Origin of the sequence: Kocuria oxytropis (genome assembly GCF_040981195.1) — a bacterium.
In the GTDB taxonomy this organism is placed as follows: Bacteria; Actinomycetota; Actinomycetes; order Actinomycetales; family Micrococcaceae; genus Kocuria; species Kocuria oxytropis.
The window spans coordinates 74,160-93,882 of sequence record NZ_JAVFXA010000008.1; the positions used below are offsets into that span (position 1 = coordinate 74,160).

Genomic DNA, 19,723 nt, shown 5'->3' on the forward strand with positions numbered 1-19,723 from the left:
ATGGCACTGACCACACGCAAGACGTCCGGCGGCCCCGGACCCGCCGCACCGGACGGCCCGTCCGGACGGGGCGGTCCGACCGCGCCGGCACGCTCGGGGGTGCGGGCCGCCCTCTCGACCGCCCGGCGCTCCCTGATCGGGCTGCTGGTCCTGCTCGCCCTGCTGGCCGGGCTGCTGGCCTGGGGCGCGGGCACCGACCGCACCGGCTGGGGGCCCAAGCTGGCCCTCGACCTCGAGGGCGGCACGCAGATGATCCTCTCCCCGTCCCTGCAGGGCGAGGACGCCGGGCAGGAGGTCACCCCCGAGCAGCTGGACCAGGCCGTGGAGATCATCCGCCAGCGCGTCGACGGCTCGGGCGTGGCCGAGGCCGAGATCGCCACCCAGTCCGGCAACAACATCGTGGTCTCTATGCCGGGGGTGCCCTCCGCCGAGACCCGGGAGCTCATCCAGACCTCGGCGGAGATGAACTTCCGGCCCGTGCTCACCACCGCCGCGGCGGAGCCGGTGCCCGAGGACCAGCGCGTGGCCGAGGACGAGGTGCCCGAGCCCACCGCCGAGCCCACCGACGCCTCCGACCCCAACTGGATCACCCCGGAGCTGTACCGGGAGTTCGAGGCCACCGACTGCACCGTGCCCCAGTCCCCGGAGGAGCGGGAGGCCCAGGACCCGGACGCGCCCGTCGTCGCCTGCGAGCCCGAGACCGGCACCAAGTACCTGCTGGGGCCGGTGGAGATCCAGGGCACCGGCATCGAGGACGCCTCCTACGGGACGGCGCAGAACTCGACCGGCGTGTCCCTGAACCAGTTCGCCGTGAACCTGCAGTTCGACCCCGAGGCCACGGACACCTTCCGGCAGCTCTCCGAGCGGCTCTACGGGATCGGTGCCGCCACGGAGGGCGACCCCCGGAGCCAGTTCGCGATCCTGCTCGACGGCCAGGTGGTCTCCGCACCGACGATGAACGCCGTGATCTCCGACGGCCAGGCCCAGATCACCGGTCAGTTCACGGAGGAGCAGGCCCGGTTCCTGTCCGAGCAGCTCAAGTACGGCGCGCTGCCGATGAGCTTCGACATCCAGTCGGAGCAGCAGATCTCCGCGACCCTCGGCGCGGACCAGCTGCGCATGGGCATCATCGCCGGGATCATCGGCCTGGTGCTGGTGTGCGTCTACTCGCTCTTCCAGTACCGGCTGCTGGGGCTCGTGACCATCAGCTCGCTCGTGGTCGCGGGCGTGCTCACGTGGCTGGCGATCACCCTGCTGGGCTGGTCCGCGAACTACCGGCTGTCCCTGGCCGGCGTGGCCGGCCTGATCGTGGCCATCGGCCAGACCGCCGACTCGTTCATCGTCTACTTCGAGCGCATCCGCGACGAGATCCGCAGCGGCCGCTCCATCCCCGCGGCCGTGGACCACGGGTGGCAGCGCGCCCGCCAGACCGTGCTCGCGTCCAAGGCCGTGAACCTGCTCGCCGCCGCGGTGCTGTACTTCGTGGCGGTGGGCAACGTGCGCGGGTTCGCCTTCACCCTCGGCCTGACCGCGATCGCCGACCTGCTCGTCGTCTTCCTCTTCACGCACCCCGTGATGGTCCTGCTCGCCCGCACCCGCTACTTCGGCGGCGGCGGGAAGCACTCGGGGCTCAGCCCCGAGGCCCTGGACGCGGTGCCCCTGTACCGGGGGGCCGGCCGGCTGCGCGAGCCGCGGCCGGAGCACGACGGCCTCACGATCGCCGAGCGGCGCCGGCGCGCGCAGCGCCCCGTGGCGCAGGACCCGCCGCCGGCACCGGACGACACCCCGGTCGGCGCGTCGTCGTCCGCCGCCCGCACCCCCGAGGAGAACGCCTGATGTCCCGGTTCGCAGATTTCGGCAACGCCCTGCACAGCGGGCGGACCTCCTACCCCTTCGTGGGCCGGGCCAAGCAGTGGCTCGCCGTCGTGGGCGTCCTCGTGCTGCTCTCCCTGCTCGTGCCCGTCGTCAAGGGAGGCTTCAACCTCGGCATCGACTTCACCGGCGGGTCCGAGTTCACCGTGTCCTCCGTGGCCGACCCGGACGTCGAGACCGGCCGGCAGGCCGTCGACGGCTCCTCGGACGCCGCCGGCGTGGAGGTCACCAACATCGCCCCCGAGACCGTGCGGGTCCGCACCGAGCAGCTCGACGACGACGAGACGCTCGCCGTGAAGGACGCCCTGGTCGAGGCCTACGGGGTCGGCGAGGAGGACGTGACGTCCAACTTCGTGGGTCCCACGTGGGGCGCCGGCGTCACCAGCCAGGCACTGCAGGGCCTGGTGGTCTTCGTGGTGCTGGCCACCGCCCTGATGGCCCTGTACTTCCGCACCTGGAAGATGTCGGTCTCGGCGATCGCCGGCATGCTCGCCTCGGTGGCGATCACCGCCGGGATCTACTCGCTCGTGGGCTTCGAGGTCACCCCCTCCGCGGTCATCGGCTTCCTCACGGTGCTCAGCTACTCGCTCTACGACTCCGTGGTGGTCTTCGACAAGGTGCGGGAGAACACCGAGGGACTGCTCGACGGCACGGCCCCGCCGGAACGGGCCGGCAGGAGGTTCTCCGACCAGGTCAACCTGGCGGTCAACCAGACGCTGGTGCGCTCCATCAACACCTCCGTGGTCGGCATCCTGCCCGTCGGCTCGATCCTGTTCATCGGCTGGCTCGTGCTGGGGGCGGGCACGCTGAAGGACCTCTCGCTGTCCCTGTTCGTCGGCATCATCGTGGGCACGGCGGCCACCCTGTTCGTGGCCGCGCCCCTCTACGCGCTGCTGCGCCGTGGTGAGCCCGCGATCCGGGAGCAGGAGGCCCGCGCGCAGGAGTCCAGCGCGCAGGAGCCCGTCGAGCGTGCCGCCGAGGAGGCCGTGGCGCACTAGACTGTAGCCACCGTAGGGCGGGCCGTGCAGGAGCGGGCCGCCGCACAGCAGCACACGTCGGGTCCGATCCGGGTCCGGCGACCGGGGCGGCGGCCGAACGGCCGCCGCCCCGCGCGCACCGATGGGAAGGAAGTCTCGGTCATGAGCTCGTCCGACGACGGAGCCGTCCCCGCGGAACCGGGCGGCGCGCCGACCCCGCCGCGCCGGTCGGACATGGCCGGCACGCACTACGTGGTGCCCGCGTCCCGGCCGCTCCTGGGCCGCGCCGTGTTCCCGGGGCGCAGCGACCGCACCCGCTCCAGCCTGTCGTACCTCTCCGGGCGCCCCATGGACCACTCGCCGATCCTGGAGCCGCTGCTGCACACCGTCCGGGCCACCCACCCGGAGGAGGACCTTGAGGTCCTGGAGCGCGCCTTCAAGGTCGCCGAGAAGTGCCACGAGGGCCAGAAGCGCAAGAGCGGCGACCCCTACATCACCCACCCCGTGGCCGTGACCACCATCCTCGCCGAGCTCGGCATGACCGGCGCCACGCTGGTGGCCGCCCTGCTCCACGACACCGTGGAGGACACCGACTACACCCTCGAGCAGCTGCGCGCGGAGTTCGGCGAGGAGGTCGCCGCCCTCGTGGACGGGGTCACGAAGCTCGACAAGGTCCAGTACGGGGACGCCGCCCAGGCCGAGACGGTGCGCAAGATGGTCGTGGCGATGGCCAAGGACATCCGGGTGCTCGTCATCAAGCTCGCCGACCGCCTGCACAACGCCCGCACCTGGCGGTTCGTGTCGCAGAGCTCCTCCTCGAAGAAGGCCCGCGAGACCCTCGAGATCTTCGCGCCGCTGGCCCACCGGCTCGGCATGAACACCATCAAGTGGGAGCTCGAGGACCTCGCCTTCGCGGCGCTCTACCCCAAGGTCTACGACGAGATCGTGCGGATGGTGGGGGAGCGCCAGCCCCAGCGCGAACGGTCCCTGGCGAAGATCCGGGAGCGGATCGCGCTCGACCTCTCCGAGGCGGGCATCGAGGCGACCATCACCGGCCGGCCCAAGCACTACTACTCGATCTACCAGAAGATGATCGTGCGCGGGAAGGACTTCGACGAGATCCAGGACCTGCAGGCGGTGCGGGTCCTGGTGAACACGGTGCGCGAGTGCTACGCGGCCCTCGGCGCCCTGCACGCGCGGTGGCGGCCGCTGCCGGGGCGGTTCAAGGACTACATCGCCATGCCGAAGTTCAACATGTACCAGTCCCTGCACACCACGGTGATCGGCCCGGACGGGCGCCCCGTGGAGATCCAGATCCGCACCCACGAGATGCACCGCCGCGCCGAGTACGGGGTGGCGGCGCACTGGAAGTACAAGGACCAGGCCAACCAGGCCAACTCCGCGACCCCGAAGGCCATGGAGGGGGACCTCGCGTGGCTGAGCTCCCTGGTGTCCTGGCAGGAGGAGACCCAGGACTCCTCCGAGTTCCTCGACTCGCTGCGCTATCAGATCAACACGGCCGAGGTCTACGTGTTCACGCCGAAGGGCGAGGTCATGGCGCTGCCCACCGGCTCCACGCCCGTGGACTTCGCCTACGCCGTGCACACTGAGGTGGGGCACAAGACGATCGGCGCCCGGGTGAACGGCAAGCTCGTGCCCCTGTCCTCGGAGCTCCAGCACGGGGACTGGGTGGAGGTGCTGACCTCCAAGTCCGAGCACGCCGGGCCCTCGCAGGACTGGCTGAAGTTCGTGCAGTCCCCGCGCGCCCGCAACAAGATCCGGCAGTGGTTCTCGAAGGAGCGCCGCGAGGAGGCCATCGAGAAGGGCAAGGACGCGCTCACCCGCGCCCTGCGCAAGCACCACCTGCCGTTGCAGCGCACGCTCACCCAGGAGTCCCTGCTCGCGGTGGCCCAGGACTTCCACCGCACCGACATCAGCTCGCTGTACGAGGCCATCGGCTCGGACGTGGTCAGCGCCCAGGACGTGGTCGCGAAGATCGTGGGGGACCTCGGCGGCGCGGACGGCGCGGAGGAGGACTTCGCCGAGACGACCATCGCCACCCAGCCGGTGCGCCCGCGAGTCTCGGACTCGGGCGTGACGGTCCAGGGCGCCTCGGACGTCTACGTCAAGCTCGCCCGCTGCTGCACCCCGGTGCCGCCGGACGAGATCATGGGCTTCGTGACCCGCGGTGCCGGGATCTCCGTGCACCGCAAGGACTGCGCGAACATGCTCGCCCTCACGTCCACCGAGCGGGTGGTCGAGGTCGCGTGGGCTCCCACCCAGTCCAGCGTGTTCCTGGTCGAGATCCAGGTGGAGGCCCTCGACCGCAAGTCCCTGCTCTCGGACGTCACGCGCGTGCTGTCGGAGAACCACGTCAACATCCTCTCCGCCTCGGTGCACACCTCGAAGGCCCGGCTGGCCATCTCCCGCTTCGCCTTCGAGATGGGCGATCCGCGCTACCTGGACCACGTGCTCAACCAGGTCCGCCGCATCGACGGGGTCTACGACGTCTACCGCACCTCCGGCAACCGGCCCATCTCGGAGCCGTCCTCCCGCTGACCCAGGGGCCCGCGGCTCCCTCCTCGGCGCACCGGGAGGGTCTCCGGCCCCGCCCGGGGCGCTCGAGGGTTCCCGGCCTCGCGGCCGCCGCACCGGGAAGCTCCCCGGCTCCGCCGCGGACGCACCGCCTGGGTGTCCAGTCCTGTCCCGGGCGCACCGCCGGGGTCAGCGGAGCGGACAGCCCGCGGCACGGGCCGCGCGGCGGACCCGCAGCAGGGCCGCCTGCCGCCCGGGCATCCGCTCGAAGCTCTCGAGCGCGGCCTGCACCAGGGCGGGAGGGCAGTGCAGGTGCGGGGCGTGCATGAGCGTGCCCAGGGCCGCGAGCCCCTCACCGCCGGGCACGTGCAGGGCCAGGTCCACCGCGGTGCGCAGCGGGGTGGTGACGCGCACCGCTCCGGCGTCGTGGACGTCGTAGCCGCCGAGCGTGACCTGGTGCAGCACCAGCCCCTCGGGGACCGGAGACATCGTGGTGCGGCGCAGCTTGTCCAGCAGCACCGGGAGGATGCCGGGACGCGCGGCGCAGTCGTAGAACCACGCGGCGGACATCCGCCCGAGCACTCCCCGCCCCAGCAGGTGCGGGGGGAGCTGCGCCTCCAGGGCCGCGACCTTCACCGCCCGGGTCACCGGACGCCCGCGCAGCACGTGGGCCTCCAGCACCACCGGCACCAGCACCCCGTCCGCGACGAGGGCCGAGAGCTCGGGACGCGAGAAGGGCCGTCCGGGCAGGAACAGGGTGTCGGGGTACCGGGGAGGGGCGTCCATGGGCCCACTCTCCGCCGCGGGCCCCGCACGGGAAAGGCCCCGCGGCCGCGCTGTGGACAGCGCGGCCGCGGGGCCCGTCGGGGACTGCGGTCAGCGCAGGTCCGCGGCGGAGCGGCGCAGCGTCTCGAGCCACTGGCGGCTCGTGCTGAGCTCGCCCTCCAGCTTGGCCGCGCGCTTGGTGTCCCCGGTGTCCCGGGCCCGGGACAGGGCGGCCTCCTGGTCCTCGATCTTCGACTCGAGCTGGGTCAGCATCGAGTTCGACCGGGCCTTCGTCTCCGGGTTGGAGCGCTGCCACTTCTCGTCCTCGGCCTGGCGCACGGCGTCCTCCACGGTCCGCAGCTCGGCCTCCACCCGGCGCATGTGGGCCCGCGGGACCTTCCCCGCCTGCTCCCACCGGTCCAGGATGTCGCCCAGCGCGCGCTTGGCCGCCTTGAGGTCCGTGATCGGCAGCAGGGCCTTCGCCTCGGCCAGGAGCTGCTCCTTCACGGCGAGGTTGCCCTCGAACTCCTCGTCGATCCGGTCGTTGTCGGCCTTGCGCGCCGCGAAGAAGGTGTCCTGGGCGGCGCGGAACCGCGCCCAGAGGGCGTCGTCGTCCTTCTTGGACGCGCGCTTGGTCTCCTTCCACCGGTCCATGAGCCGGCGGTACTCCGCCGCCGTGGCGCCCCAGTCGGTGGACCCGGACAAGGCCTCCGCCTCGGCGATGAGCGCCTCCTTGGCCTTCTTGGCCTCGGCGTTGTCGGCGTCCAGCTGCGAGAAGAACGCGCGGCGGTGCCGGTCGAAGGTGGTGCGCGCGGTGCGGAACCGCTTCCACAGGGCGTCCTCCGCGGCCCGGCCGAGCCGGATCCCGGACTTCTGGTGCGTCTTCCACTGGTCGAAGAGCTCGGCCATCCGCGCGGAGGACTGCTTCCACTGGGTGCGCTGCGGGTCCTGGGCCGCGATCTGCTCCGCCTCCGCGACGATGGCCTCCCGCGCCGCCACGTTCTGGGCGCGCTGAGCCTCGTGGGCGGCCCGCTCGGCGGCCTCCAGCTCCCGGATCGCCGGACGCAGGGCCTCCAGGCGGGACTCGAGGGCCTTGACGTCCCCGAGCATCGTGCGCTGGCCGACCTGCTCCGCGAGGTGGTCCACGGTGCTCTGCATGTCCGCCGAGGGCGCGCCCGCGGCGACCCGCTGCTCGAGCAGGGCCACCTGCGCCTCGACGTCGTCGAACTTCCGGGCGAAGTAGCCCAGCGCCTCGTCCTCCGTGGCGTCCGGGAACTGGCCGCAGAGGACCTCCTCGCCGTCCACGACCACGTAGACGTGTCCGTCCTCGGTGACCCGGCCGAAGGCCCGGGCGCGGGCCACGGACTCGGCCGACGCGAGGGCCGGCGCCGAAGCCGGGCTCGTCGTCGCCGCGGACGGCTGGGCCGGGGGCTGCTGCGCGGCCGGGGGCGGGGTCGGGACGGCCGCCGGACCGGGAGCGCCGGGCTTGGGAGCCCCCGGCTTCGGCACCGGACCCGGCGCGGGGGCCGGACGGGGCGTGGGCCGGTCGCCGGGCTGCTGCTGGTCGGGCTGCCGGTCGCCGGGCTGCTGTTGGTCGGGCTGCAGGCCGTCGAGCTGCTGGTCGCCGGACTGCTGGTCGTCGGATTCGAGACGTTCTGTCACCGCTGAAACTCTTTCGCTCTCGCCGGCGGCGACCCCGGGGCGCGTGCCCGGCGTCGTCGCCCGGCCTCGGACAATCGTCAGCCCCATACTACCGAGGACACCTGCTCCGCCCGCCGGGCGCCCGTGGTCCGTCCGGTGGCCGGGCGGGCCGGCGCACCGCGGGGCTTTGGGCCGTGCGCACGAGGATCCCTAGGATGAGGGGCGGAACCGTCCGCCCCGTCCGGGCCGGCCGTCCGACCGTCCCGCCGCCGATGCACCCGAGGAGCACGTCCCCATGGCCCGCAAGACCTCCCTGTCCGGTTTCCCCGAATGGCTTCCGGAGGAGCGTCTGGTCGAGCTGCACGTCCTCGACGTGCTGCGGGAGAGCTTCGAGCTGCACGGCTTCTCCTCGATCGAGACCCGCGCCGTCGAGACGGTCGGGCAGCTGCTGCGCAAGGGCGAGATCGACAAGGAGGTCTACGTCGTCTCCCGCCTGCAGGAGGACGAGGAGACCGGCCCCGCCGAGCGCGGCGACGACCAGCTGGCCCTGCACTTCGACCTGACCGTGCCCTTCGCCCGCTACGTGGTGGAGAACGGCGGCCACCTGGCCTTCCCGTTCCGCCGGTACCAGATCCAGAAGGTGTGGCGCGGCGAGCGCCCCCAGGAGGGGCGCGCCCGCGAGTTCACCCAGGCGGACATCGATGTGGTGGGCGACGGCGCGCTGCCGTTCCGCTACGACGTGGAGCTCGCCCTCGTGATGATCGACGCCCTCTCGAAGCTGCCCATCCCGCCCTTCGTGCTGCGCGTCAACAACCGCAAGCTCGCCGAGGGGTTCTACCAGGGCATCGGGCTCCGCGACACCGCCGGGGTGCTGCGCAACATCGACAAGCTCGAGAAGATCGGTCCGGAGCGGGTGGCCGAGGCCCTGTGCGAGGAGGTCGGGGCGACCCCCGAACAGGCGCAGGCCGCGCTGCAGCTCGCGGCGATCCGCACCGAGGACACCTCCTTCGTGGACCGGGTCCGCGCGCTCGGGGTGAACACCCAGCTGCTCGAGGAGGGCCTGCGGGAGCTCGAGGAAGTGGTGGGGGAGGCCTCCCGCCGCGCCCCCGGCACGGTGGTCGCGGACCTGTCGATCGCCCGCGGCCTCGACTACTACACCGGCACCGTGTACGAGACGGTGCTCGTGGGCCACGAGCAGCTGGGCTCCGTGTGCTCCGGCGGCCGCTACGAGTCCCTCGCGTCCACCGGCAAGAAGACCTATCCCGGGGTGGGCCTGTCCGTGGGCGTCACCCGCCTCGTCTCCCGCATGCTGTCCCAGGGCATGGCAGCGCCCTCCCGGAAGGTCCCGACCGCCGTGCTGGTCTCCCTCGTGGACGAGGAGTCCTGGTCCTCCGCCCAGGACGTGGCCCAGCAGCTGCGCGAGCGCGGCGTCGCGTGCGAGGTCTCCGCGAGCGCGGCGAAGTTCGGCAAGCAGATCAAGTACGCCGAGCGCCGCGGCATCCCCTACGTGTGGTTCACGGTCCGCGGCGAGGACGGCTCGCTGGCCCACGAGGTCAAGGACATCCGCTCCGGGGAGCAGCTCCCCGCCGACCCGGCGTCCTGGACGCCGCCGGCCGAGGACCTGCGCCCGGTCGTGCGGCCCACGGGAGCCTGACCCGTCCGGACACCCTCAGGCGCAGCCCCGGCTTCCCCAGGCACCGCCGAGTCCCCACTTCCCGGCCGCCCGTTGCGCCGAGTCCCCATTCGCGGGTGGCCCGTGGCGCCGAGTCCCCATCCCCGGGTGGCCCGTGGCGCCGAGTCCCCATTCCCGCCTCGTGTCCCCAGGCCGATCCGTGGGGATGTGCCACGAGAGTGGGGACTCGGCCGCAGGGGCGACGACATGCTGGGGGGTCGGCGCGGGGGGTGACGAGGGGGTGGGGGTGGGGGTCCGGGCCGGCAGGGGAGCACCGTGCCGGGCGAGGGGTCGGGGCGGGGTCAGCGGCGTCGCAGCGCCAGGGCCAGGGCCCGGCCTGCCAGGCCCACGGCGAAGACTGCGAGCATCGTGAGCACCGACGGCCACGGGAGCGTGAACGCCAGGACCAGGCAGCCGGTCAGCCCGAGCGCGTTGACCGCCCGCGGCGCCCACCCCGGCCGCTGCTCCAGGGTGAGGGCCGACAGGTTGGCCAGCGCGTAGTACACCAGGACCCCGAAGCTCGAGAAGCCGATGACCGTGCGCACGTCGCCGACCAGCACGAGCACCACCACGAGCCCGGCCACGGCCAGCTCCGCCGCCCACGGCACGCGGTGCCGCTCCGAGACCGCGCCCAGCGGCCGCGGCAGGTCCCGCCCGCGCGCCATCGCCAGGGCCGTGCGGGAGATCCCGGCGACCAGCGTCAGCAGCGCCCCCAGGGTGGCCAGGGCGGCGGCCGCGGTGACGACGACGGTGCCCGCGGTCGCCGGACCGGCCGCCCAGCCGGCCTCCCGGACCGCGGCCAGCAGCGGGGCGGTCGACGCCGCCAGCCGGTCGACCCCGAGGAAGCGCAGCAGCCCGAGGCCGACCAGCCCGTAGAGCAGCAGCGTGAAGGCCAGCGCCCCCAGCACGGCGCGGGGGATGGTGCGGGCCGGGTCCCGGACCTCCTCGCCCATCGTGGCCACGCGCGCGTAGCCGGCGAAGGCGAAGAACAGCGTCCCGGCCGCCGGCAGCACCCCCCACGCGGTGCCGCTCCACGCCGCGCCGGCCTCCTCCGGGATCTTCGTGGCGGGACCCGCGCCCGAGAGCAGCAGGACCACGAGGAGCAGCAGGACCACGAGCACCGGGACGACCAGCAGCCTCGTCAGCCGCGCGGTCCGGGTGATCCCGCCCAGGTTCACCGCCGTGAGACCGAGGACGGCGGCCACGGCGAGCAGCCGCGCCCCGGCGTCGCCCGCCCCCGTGAGCTCCGCGGCGTAGAGGCCGAAGGTCAGCGCCATGGCTGCCGCGGACGCGGTCTTGCCGGTCACGAAGCCCCAGCCGGCCACGAACCCCGGCCACGGACCCAGCTGCCGGTTCGCGTACACGTAGGTGCCCCCGGAGGCGGGGTGCACGGCCGCCAGCTGCGCCGTGGAGGTCGCGTTGCACCAGGCGACCACCGCGGCCAGCAGCAGGGCCAGGGGCAGCCGGGGACCGGCGAGGGCCGCGGCCGGGGCGAAGGCCACGAACACCCCGGCGCCGACCATCGAGCCCACGCCGATCACGGCCGCGTCGAGGGTGCCCAGCCGGCGGGCGAGAGCCGGGTGGCCGGGGGAGCTGCTCATGGTCGTCCTGTCGTCGTGCCGGTGCCCGGGAGGCGGGCTGTAAACTCGTTGCGGAACGAGAGTAGGGGCCCCCGGTGAACCCCGGGGAAACGCGCGATCGGCGTGACCCCGTCCGCACCTCACGAACAACGAAGGGTTTTCAGTGCTGCGCACCCACAACCTCGGCGCCCTGCGTGCCGAGCACATCGGAGAGACCGTCACGCTGGCCGGCTGGGTCGGCCGGCGCCGCGACCACGGAGGGGTGGCCTTCCTGGACCTGCGCGACGCCTCCGGGGTCGCCCAGATCGTGGTGCGCGACGAGGCGGACTTCCACCACCTGCGCAACGAGTTCGTGCTGCAGGTCACCGGCACCGTGGAGCGCCGCCCCGAGGGCAACGAGAACCCGGCCCTGGCCACCGGTGAGGTCGAGGTCATGGCGGAGACCGTCACCGTGCTCAACACCGCCGCCGCGCTGCCCTTCCAGATCGACGAGCACGTGGAGGTGGGCGAGGACGCCCGGCTGCGGCACCGCTATTTGGACCTGCGCCGGCCCGAGCCGGCCCGCATCATGCGCCTGCGCTCCGAGGCCAACCGGGTGGCCCGCGAGATGCTGCACGAGGACGGCTTCACCGAGGTCGAGACGCCCACGCTGACCCGCTCCACCCCCGAGGGCGCCCGCGACTTCCTGGTGCCCGCGCGCCTGGCCCCCGGGTCCTGGTACGCCCTGCCGCAGTCCCCGCAGCTGTTCAAGCAGCTGCTGCAGGTCGGCGGGATCGAGAAGTACTACCAGATCGCCCGCTGCTACCGGGACGAGGACTTCCGCGCCGACCGCCAGCCCGAGTTCACCCAGCTCGACATCGAGGCCTCCTTCGTGGAGCAGGACGACGTCATCGCCCTCGGCGAGCGGATCGTGGCGGCCCTGTGGAAGCTCATCGGCGTGGACATCCCCACCCCGATCCGCCGGATGACCTACGCCGAGGCCATGGCCAAGTACGGCTCCGACAAGCCGGACCTGCGCTTCGGCCTCGAGCTCACCGAGCTGACCGAGTACTTCCAGGACACCACGTTCCGCGTCTTCAAGGCCCCGTACGTGGGCGCCGTGGTCATGCCCGGCGGAGCATCCCAGCCGCGGCGCACCCTGGACGCCTGGCAGGAGTGGGCCAAGCAGCGCGGCGCGAAGGGCCTGGCCTACGTGCTCGTCGGCGAGGACGGCACCCTGAGCGGGCCGGTGGCCAAGAACATCACGGAGGCCGAGCGCGAGGGCCTCGCCGCCGCGACCGGCGCGCGGCCCGGGGACTGCATCTTCTTCGCCGCCGGCGAGCGGAAGTCCGCCCGCGCGCTGCTGGGCGCGGCCCGCGTGGAGATCGGCCACCGCACCGGGCTCATCGACGAGGACGCCTGGGCGTTCGTGTGGATCGTGGACGCGCCGCTGTTCGAGTCCGCGGCCGAGGCCGTCGAGTCCGGCGACGTGGCCGTGGGTGCCGGGCAGTGGACCGCCGTGCACCACGCGTTCACCTCGCCCAAGCCCGAGTTCCTGGACACCTTCGACCAGGACCCCGAGCACGCGCTGGCCTACGCCTACGACATCGTGTGCAACGGCAACGAGATCGGCGGCGGCTCCATCCGCATCCACCAGCAGGACGTGCAGCGGCGGGTGTTCGAGGTCATGGGCATCGGCCGCGAGGAGGCGGACGAGAAGTTCGGCTTCCTGCTCGAGGGCTTTAAGTACGGCGCGCCCCCGCACGGCGGCATCGCCTTCGGCTGGGACCGCGTGGTCGCCCTGCTGGCCGGCACGGACTCCATCCGCGAGGTCATCGCGTTCCCGAAGACCGGCAACGGCTACGATCCGCTGACCGCCGCCCCGGCGCCGATCACCGCGCAGCAGCGCAAGGAGGCCGGGGTGGACGCCAGGCCCGAGGCGCAGCAGGACGAGGACCTGCAGGCCGAGAAGGTGGCCGCGCACTAGGCCCGGGCCCCATCGGGCCGGGTCCGCCCGCTCCGGGCGGACCCGGCCCGATGTGCTCCCGGTGCGCCGATGCTCGGTCCGGCAGCAGCACGGCGGTGCCGAGTCCCCACCACAGGCCGATCCGGCCTGCGCCCACCGCGATCCTCGTCGGGACGGATCCTCGGGCCTCAGCGCGGACACGGTCGGCGGAGCTCCCCCCGCAGCGGGCCGGTCAGATCCCCTCTCGCGTCCTCGTCCACGGCGACGGTGTCCACGCCCAGCCACGTCGCGGTCGTCGCCAGCTCGGCCGCCAGCTCCCCGACGACGACGGAGCGCGTCGGCCACCTCGTCGCCGCGGCGGCGTCGGGACCCGGCTCCTCGGGGAAGGCGGAGCGGACCATGAGGACGCCGCGGTCCCGGTCGTACTTCAGGTCGACCCGGGCGACGAGGGACTCGCCGAGCAGGAACGGCAGCACGTAATAGCCGTGGGTGCGCCGGGAGGCCGGGGTGTAGATCCCGATGCGGTAGTGCATCCCGAACAGTTCCAGCAGCCGACGACGCTCGAAGACAAGCGGGTCGAAGGGGGCCAGCAGTGCACGGGCGCCTGTGCGGCGCGGGACGCCGGCGTCGGCGTGCAGCCACGCCGGGCGGTCCCAGCCGGCGACCGTGACAGGCAACAGCTCGCCGCCGTCGACGAGCTCGTCGACAGCGCGGCGGGTGACGCGCTGGCCGAGGCGGAAGTAGTCGGCGAAGCAGCGGACGGTGCCGATGCCGTGGGCGCGGGCGGAGATGCGGACGAGCTCGCGGACGGCGTCGTCCGGGTCCGGCGGCGGCTGCCCACGGAGGTGCGGGGGCAGGACGCGCTCGGCGAGGTCGTAGACCCGCTCGAACTGTGCGTTGCGGCGGGCGGCGCCGAGCTGCCCGGCGTCGAAGAGGATCTCCAGGGCGGTCCGGGCGGCGCTCCACCGCCAGCCCCACCCCTCCTCGGCGCGCTGCGCGTGGCGGGCGTCGACGAACGCCTCGACCTCCCGGCCCGTGAGCGGGCCGCGTTCGGCGACGACGTCACGGACGAGCTCGAGCACGCCCGGGTGGCGCGCCTCCATCGCGTCGGGGTCCATGCCGGCCCAGCGCCGGCGGGTCCAGGCGACGAGCGGGAAGGTGGCGACGGGCAGGTAGCAGGCCTCGTGCGCCCAGGCCTCGATGAGGCGGCGCGGCGCCCGGCCCGCTGCCCGATCGAGCAGGGCGGTGTCGTAGGGCCCGAGCCGGGCGAGCAGCGGCAACAGGTGTGCCCGGGCGAGGACGTTGACCGAGTCGATCTGCAGCAGCCCGATGCGCTCAACGGTGCTCGTGACGTGCCGCATCGTCACCACCGGGGGCCGGGCGCGGTCCAGGCCCTGGGCGGCGATCGCGACGCGGCGCGCCTGGGCCGGGCTGATCGTGCGGGTCACCCGGACGACGATACCGAGACCGGCGTGCGGAGTCGACGGTGTGAGCGGCCGCAGTCGTGCGCGCGGTCGGCGCAGCGGCTCATGCGCCGCCGCCGGCGCCGCTGTGCCACGCCGCGCCCCCCGCACACCCGCAGCCGGGGCATGGCGGTCCGGGCACCAGCGGTCCGGCAGGGCAGCAGCCGGCGGGGGTCAGTCGAGCAGGCTCTCCAGGTGGGGCGTGCGCTCGTGGGCGCCCGGCAGCGGCTCGCGGCCCCTGCCCAGGAGGAACCACAGCGGGACCACGAGCAGCGCCAGGAGCAGGCCCACCCACACCCACGAGGCGGTCAGTGCGTACTCGGCGCCCGTCAGGACGAGGGCGACGGCCATCAGCACGGCGCCCAGCACGCCGAGCGCCCGCGCCCCGGCGGTGCGCCCGAGCTTCGCGACCGCGGCGCAGGCCAGGCCGTAGTAGAGGGCCACGAGCACCGAGATGATCCCGATCGCGTCGTCGAACAGGGGGCCGGAGAAGGCCGTCCACGCGGCCGCGAGGGCAGCGGTGGTCCACGTGGAGAAGGACAGGGACAGGAAGCGGCGCGGCAGGTGCCCGCCGCGGGCCATGGACATCAGTCCGCGGGAGGTCGGGATCATGGTGGTGCCGATGGACGCGCCCGCGGAGACCGCCACGAGCGCGGCCAGCAGCGGGGACGCCACCGAGGTGCCCGGGGCGTAGGCCCAGCCGATGGCGGCGTAGGCGGTGGCCACCACGCCCAGGGCGATCCACGCCGAGACCCGCGGCGCCCGCTGGGTGGTGGACTCCTCGGTCAGGGAGAACGTCGAGTCCCAGCCCCAGTACAGGAACAGGGCCAGCAGCAGGGCGGCCGCCACGTCCCCGGCGGACACGCCGGGCCCGGACACCAGCTCCGCGGCACCGTAGAACCCGGTCCACTCCCCGTCCTCCACGCCCGTCCCCGGCGGGAGGGCCGGGGCCGTGCGCACGGCCCACACCAGGATCCCCACCCCGAGCAGCTGCAGCACGGCCAGGACCCACTGCACGGCGGCCGAGACCCTGATCCCGCTGGAGGACAGCGCCGCGAAGACGGCCATCAGCAGGACCGCCACGCCCGTGGTGGTCCAGGGCCCGGCCCCGATCCCGAGGGCGAACAGCGCGGAGTCGGCGGTGACCCAGGCCAGGGACGCGAGCACGAGGGTCGCCGAGAGCCACAGCCCCCAGCCGCCCACGAACCCGGTGAACGCCCCGTAGGCCTCCCGGGCCCACCGGTAGACCGTGCCCTGGTCCTCGCAGAGCGCGTCCAGGCGGGCGAAGCAGAGCGAGACCACCACCATGGGGAGCACGGCGCCCACGAGCACCACGGGGGTCCAGGAGCCCACCAGGGCGTGGACCAGTCCCACGGTGACCACCGCGGAGTACAGCGGGGCGATCGAGGTGGAGCCGATGACCGCGGAGGTCGTCGTGGAGATCGACCGGGGGAGCAGATGGGCGGTCACAGCAGACCCTTCTTGTCGATGATGTTCGGGACGAAACGGCAGTAGTAGTCGGTCAGCGGGCCGTCGGACTCCCGGATGCCGATGCCGGCCGCGCCGGCCTCGCCCACCACCCAGGAGCCGATCACCGGGTGGTTGGGGGCGCCGTCGGAGCCGGGGAAGTTGCGGATGGGCGTGTAGGCCTGCCACACGTCCAGCGGGGAGGGGTGGGGGTGCTCCGCACGGATCCGCGCGTCGCGGGTGTGCAGCTCGATGCCGTCCCCCTCGCGGCCGAACACCGGCTTGCGCACCCACTCCCGCAGGTCCCGGGGTCCGTCCGGGTGGGCTGCCAGCAGGTTCTCGTGGCCGGGGAAGCACCGCCACAGGGCCACGAGCAGGAGCTTGTTGGACTGGAACATCTTCCACGGGGGCTCGTACCAGTGGTGCATCAGGGTGGGGTCCTGGAGCACGAAGGCCCCGGGTCCGTCGTCGAGCATGTGCTCCCACGGGTGCAGGGCGAAGATCTCCTCGATGGGACCCACCACCACGGGGTGGTCCACGTCCCCGGTGGCGTGCACCCAGCCGCGGGAACGGGTGTCGTAGCGGACGTCCTCGACGGGCAGCAGGACGGTCCGGTAGCCGGCCTCGGCGGCGGTGTTCGCCAGCACCGCGGCGTTGGCGGCGTCCTCCCCGGACTCCTCCTCGCGGGTGTAGGCCACGTGCAGGGTCTTCGTGGCCGAGAACGGCAGCCTCTGCCGCCAGCGCTCCACGAGCATCGGCCACAGGCCGTTGAGCTGGTCGAACTCCGGGTGGTCCTCGCCCAGGCCCGGGAACAGGGCCTCCACGCGGCTCCACTGGCAGATGGCCCCCTCCACGAGCCCGGTGGGGGTGTCACCGTTGAGCTCGAGCATCTTCGGCGGGCCCGTCCCGTCCCACGCCAGGTCGAAGCGGCCGTAGATCGAGGGCTCCCGCAGCCGCAGGGAGTGCTGGGCGAGCTCGAACGCCTCCTCGGACAGGCCCAGGGTGCCCAGCGCGCCGGTGGCCAGGTACCGGGCGGCCTCCGCGCACATCCGGTGCAGCTCGTCCGTCACGGACTCCAGCTCGTCCACCTCGTCCGGGGAGAGGACGTAGGCGGCCGTCTCGTTCCAGTAGGAGAAGCGCCGGCCGTCGGGCCGCTCAGTCAGTGCGTACGTGAGGCCCTCGTCGCGGACGGTCCGCTCCCAGTCCGGGCGGGGGGCCAGGCCGTCGATGCGCCGCATCAGGAGCCCCAGCCGCTCTTCGAGCCGCCGAAGCCGCGGGACACACCGCTCTTGCCGACGGCGGCGCCGTTGCGGGGCAGACCGCGGGCCACCGTGGCCGAGGCGGGCGGGCGGCCCGTGGACCAGCCCGCCGAGGCCTGCACGGGCGAGCCGACGGCGGGCACGGACACGGCCCGGCCGGAGCTCATGAGCACCCACATCGGGAAGAAGCCGCCGACCCGCGGCCCGCGGTCGTCGTCGCACTCGTCGTCGTCGACCCGCACGGGCTCGGCGCCACCCTCCCCGTCCGGGTCCTCCACACAGATCCGGGCGTAGTCGGAGTCCACCTCCTGGACGTCCTGGGCCTCCTGGCCGCAGCCGGTCAGGGCGATCGTCAGGGCGCCGATCGAGGCGGCGGCCATGGTCCGTGAGGAGGGGCGGGGCGGCATGCTGGGCCTTCCGGGACAGAAGCGGGACAGAAGCGGGACAGAAGCGGGACTGGATCGGGATCTGGAGCGGGACGGGAGTGGGGCCGGAGCGGGACGTCACGAGGACGGGAGCGGTGCGGCGGCCGCACCGGAACGGGACTGGACGGGCCCGCGGGCGCGCGAACCCTGTCCGAGCGTACGACCTCCCGGGCGCCCAGGGGCGTCCGCGGCCGTGCCGTGTCCGCCGCGGACGCCCCGCCGGGCCCGTGCGGGCGCCACCGGACGCAACATCGGCCCCGCGGCCGGTGCCGCGCAGTAGGCTCCGGGCACGCCCGGGACCGTGTCCCGGCACCGCCGCACCACCTTTAGGGGAGCCCATGAGCCGTGATCCCGCCGCCGCCCGCACCGCGCTCCTCGACGCCGGCGCCTGGTTCGCCGAACTGGTCGGGGAGCTGCGCCCCCACCACTGGACCCGCCCGGGACCGGGCACCTGGGACGTCCGGGCGCTGGTGGGACACACGCACCGGGCGCTCGTCACGCTCGGCACCTATCTCACGGTCCCCGCCGACGACGAGACCTGCACCGGCACCGCCCAGTACTACGCCCTCGCCGCTGCGGCCACGGACTCCGCGGCGGTCGCGGCCCGCGGCGTCGCCGCCGGCCACGAGCTCGGCCGCCACCCGGACGCCACCGTCCGGGCGTCGCTGGAGCGGGTCCGGGACGCCCTGGCGCAGGTGCCGCTGGACCAGGACCCCCTGATCCGCACCGTGGTGGGAGGCACCCGGCTGCGCGCCTACGTGCCCACCCGCACGTTCGAGCTGGCCGTGCACGGGCTGGACCTGGCCCAGGCCTGCGGGCTGGACCGGACGCCGCCGGAGCACGTCCTGGCCGACGCCGGGCAGACGGCGCTGGAGCTCGCCGCCCACGGCGGTCAGCTGCCGGAGGTCCTGCTGGCGCTCACCGGCCGGCGGCCTCTGCCGCCGGGGTTCACGGTCCTGCCCTGAACCGGTCCGCCCGAGGTGCTCGGCGGCCACCGCACCGCAGCGACGTCACCCGGCGGACGTCGTCCCGCCGCACCACGGTCTGCGCGCCGACCCGGCACCGTCACCGACCGCGCGACGAGACGAGCGTCACGGGTTGTCCGCCGGGTCGTCCTGGAACACACTGGACCCATCCTCCGCCCCGGGGCCCGATCAGGCCCGGCACGCGCGGGGAGCACCGTCGGGGAGGCCGGCTCATGGGGGAGTTCGTTCGGGCCAACGGCCTCGACGTCTGGGTGGAGCACCGGGGCGAGGGGCCGGACGTGCTGCTGGTCGGGGGACTGGGCGACACCGTCGAGACCTGGCAGCTCCAGCTCGAGGGCCTCGCCGACCGCCATCACCTGATCGCCTTCGACAACCGGGGCACCGGACGCACGGCCATGCCCGCAGATCCCCTCTCGGTGGCGGCACTGGCCGACGACGCCGCCGGAGTGCTCCGGGCCCTGGGCGTCTCCTCGGCTCACGTGGCCGGGTTCTCGGGAGGAAGCGTCATCTGCCAGGAACTGGCCCTGCGTCACCCGCGACTCGTGCGGAGCCTGGTCCTGCAGAGCACCTGGACGGCCCAGGACGCGTACCTGCGGTCCTGGGGGCGCTTCATGAGCGGGTTCGCCGGGACCGCCCCGAGCGAGCGGGCCTTCCTGGAGGGGTTCTTCCTGTGGATCTACACGGTCCGGGCGCACCAGGACGGAACCGTCGACCGGATCATCGGCGAGGTGCTCGCCGCCCCGCACCAGCAGGCCCTCGAGGACCTGCAGGCGTACATCGATGTCCTCTCCCGGCACGACACGACCGCTCGTCTCGCCGGCCTCGCCGTTCCCACGCTCGTCCTGGCCAGCGGGCAGGACACCCTGAGTCGTCCGGCGATGGGCCGGGCCGCGGCGGACAGCATCCCCGGTGCCCGGTTCGAGGTCATGGAGAACGAGGCCCACCAGCCCTTCCAGGAGGTCCCGGACCAGTGGAACGCCCGCGTCGCCGCCTTCTGGCACGAGGTCGGGGCACGCGGCTGACGTCGCCCCGCCGAGAGCACCGTCCACCGGCCGCGACCCCGGGAGCACCGCCGTCCCCGGGCCCCACGGGGCCCCGAGCCGTCCGGCTGCCACCCAGCCGGCGAGCACCAGCAG

Annotated in this window: 14 protein-coding genes; 7 read left to right on the top strand and 7 right to left on the bottom strand. The window is 73.8% G+C overall.

Annotated features, from left to right (window positions below; all coding sequences use genetic code 11):
• The 3 genes from secD to QYM41_RS09985 all read left to right on the top strand — a co-directional run bounded on the left by secD (window position 1) and on the right by QYM41_RS09985 (window position 5,408).
• On the top strand, window positions 1-1,836 hold the full coding sequence (gene secD, locus QYM41_RS09975) for a protein translocase subunit SecD (protein ID WP_368799581.1): 1,836 nt from the start codon (window positions 1-3) through the stop codon (window positions 1,834-1,836).
• Window positions 1,836-2,870, top strand: a complete 1,035-nt coding sequence (gene secF, locus QYM41_RS09980) for a protein translocase subunit SecF (RefSeq protein WP_368799582.1) — start codon at window positions 1,836-1,838, stop codon at window positions 2,868-2,870. Before secD ends, secF begins: the two co-directional genes overlap by 1 nt.
• A gap of 141 nt (window positions 2,871-3,011) precedes the next feature.
• Window positions 3,012-5,408 (top strand): RelA/SpoT family protein, encoded by a 2,397-nt coding sequence (locus tag QYM41_RS09985; RefSeq protein WP_438612580.1) that lies wholly within the window; start codon window positions 3,012-3,014, stop codon window positions 5,406-5,408.
• 165 nt (window positions 5,409-5,573) lie between these two features.
• Here the strand turns inward: QYM41_RS09985 and QYM41_RS09990 are convergent, their stop codons facing one another.
• Both QYM41_RS09990 and QYM41_RS09995 read right to left on the bottom strand, forming a co-directional pair.
• Complete coding sequence (locus tag QYM41_RS09990) at window positions 5,574-6,170, bottom strand: type IV toxin-antitoxin system AbiEi family antitoxin (RefSeq protein WP_368799583.1); 597 nt, start codon at window positions 6,168-6,170, stop codon at window positions 5,574-5,576.
• 90 nt (window positions 6,171-6,260) lie between these two features.
• Entirely contained in the window at window positions 6,261-7,811 is a 1,551-nt protein-coding gene (locus tag QYM41_RS09995) for a DUF349 domain-containing protein (protein WP_438612581.1), read from the bottom strand.
• Window positions 7,812-8,085: 274 nt separating this feature from the next.
• Here QYM41_RS09995 and hisS point away from each other — a divergent pair, with 274 nt between their 5' ends.
• Window positions 8,086-9,444 carry a histidine--tRNA ligase gene (hisS, locus tag QYM41_RS10000; RefSeq protein WP_368799584.1) on the top strand — a complete coding sequence of 453 codons (1,359 nt, stop codon included), beginning with the start codon at window positions 8,086-8,088 and terminating at the stop codon, window positions 9,442-9,444.
• Window positions 9,445-9,764: 320 nt separating this feature from the next.
• Here the strand turns inward: hisS and QYM41_RS10005 are convergent, their stop codons facing one another.
• On the bottom strand, window positions 9,765-11,063 hold the full coding sequence (locus QYM41_RS10005) for an APC family permease (protein ID WP_368799585.1): 1,299 nt from the start codon (window positions 11,061-11,063) through the stop codon (window positions 9,765-9,767).
• 142 nt (window positions 11,064-11,205) lie between these two features.
• Between QYM41_RS10005 and aspS the strand changes: the two genes are divergently transcribed.
• Window positions 11,206-13,008 carry an aspartate--tRNA ligase gene (gene aspS / locus QYM41_RS10010; protein WP_368799586.1) on the top strand — a complete coding sequence of 601 codons (1,803 nt, stop codon included), beginning with the start codon at window positions 11,206-11,208 and terminating at the stop codon, window positions 13,006-13,008.
• A gap of 167 nt (window positions 13,009-13,175) precedes the next feature.
• Here aspS and QYM41_RS10015 read toward each other — a convergent pair whose 3' ends face one another.
• From QYM41_RS10015 to QYM41_RS10030, 4 genes are all read right to left on the bottom strand, one after another.
• Complete coding sequence (locus tag QYM41_RS10015; RefSeq protein ID WP_368799587.1) at window positions 13,176-14,435, bottom strand: winged helix-turn-helix domain-containing protein; 1,260 nt, start codon at window positions 14,433-14,435, stop codon at window positions 13,176-13,178.
• A gap of 189 nt (window positions 14,436-14,624) precedes the next feature.
• Window positions 14,625-15,920, bottom strand: coding sequence for an APC family permease (locus tag QYM41_RS10020; protein WP_368799588.1), 1,296 nt, complete (start codon window positions 15,918-15,920; stop codon window positions 14,625-14,627).
• Entirely contained in the window at window positions 15,917-17,155 is a 1,239-nt protein-coding gene (locus QYM41_RS10025) for a glutathionylspermidine synthase family protein (protein ID WP_368799589.1), read from the bottom strand. The genes QYM41_RS10020 and QYM41_RS10025 overlap by 4 nt, the downstream gene beginning before the upstream one ends.
• A complete protein-coding gene (locus QYM41_RS10030; protein WP_368799590.1) occupies window positions 17,155-17,583 on the bottom strand; it encodes a hypothetical protein in 429 nt (142 codons plus the stop codon). Before QYM41_RS10030 ends, QYM41_RS10025 begins: the two co-directional genes overlap by 1 nt.
• A gap of 356 nt (window positions 17,584-17,939) precedes the next feature.
• Here QYM41_RS10030 and QYM41_RS10035 point away from each other — a divergent pair, with 356 nt between their 5' ends.
• Together QYM41_RS10035 and QYM41_RS10040 are read left to right on the top strand one after the other, a co-directional pair.
• Window positions 17,940-18,566 (top strand): maleylpyruvate isomerase N-terminal domain-containing protein, encoded by a 627-nt coding sequence (locus QYM41_RS10035; protein ID WP_368799591.1) that lies wholly within the window; start codon window positions 17,940-17,942, stop codon window positions 18,564-18,566.
• Window positions 18,567-18,799: 233 nt separating this feature from the next.
• Entirely contained in the window at window positions 18,800-19,609 is an 810-nt protein-coding gene (locus tag QYM41_RS10040) for an alpha/beta fold hydrolase (RefSeq protein WP_368799592.1), read from the top strand.
• Window positions 19,610-19,723: the final 114 nt, after the last annotated feature.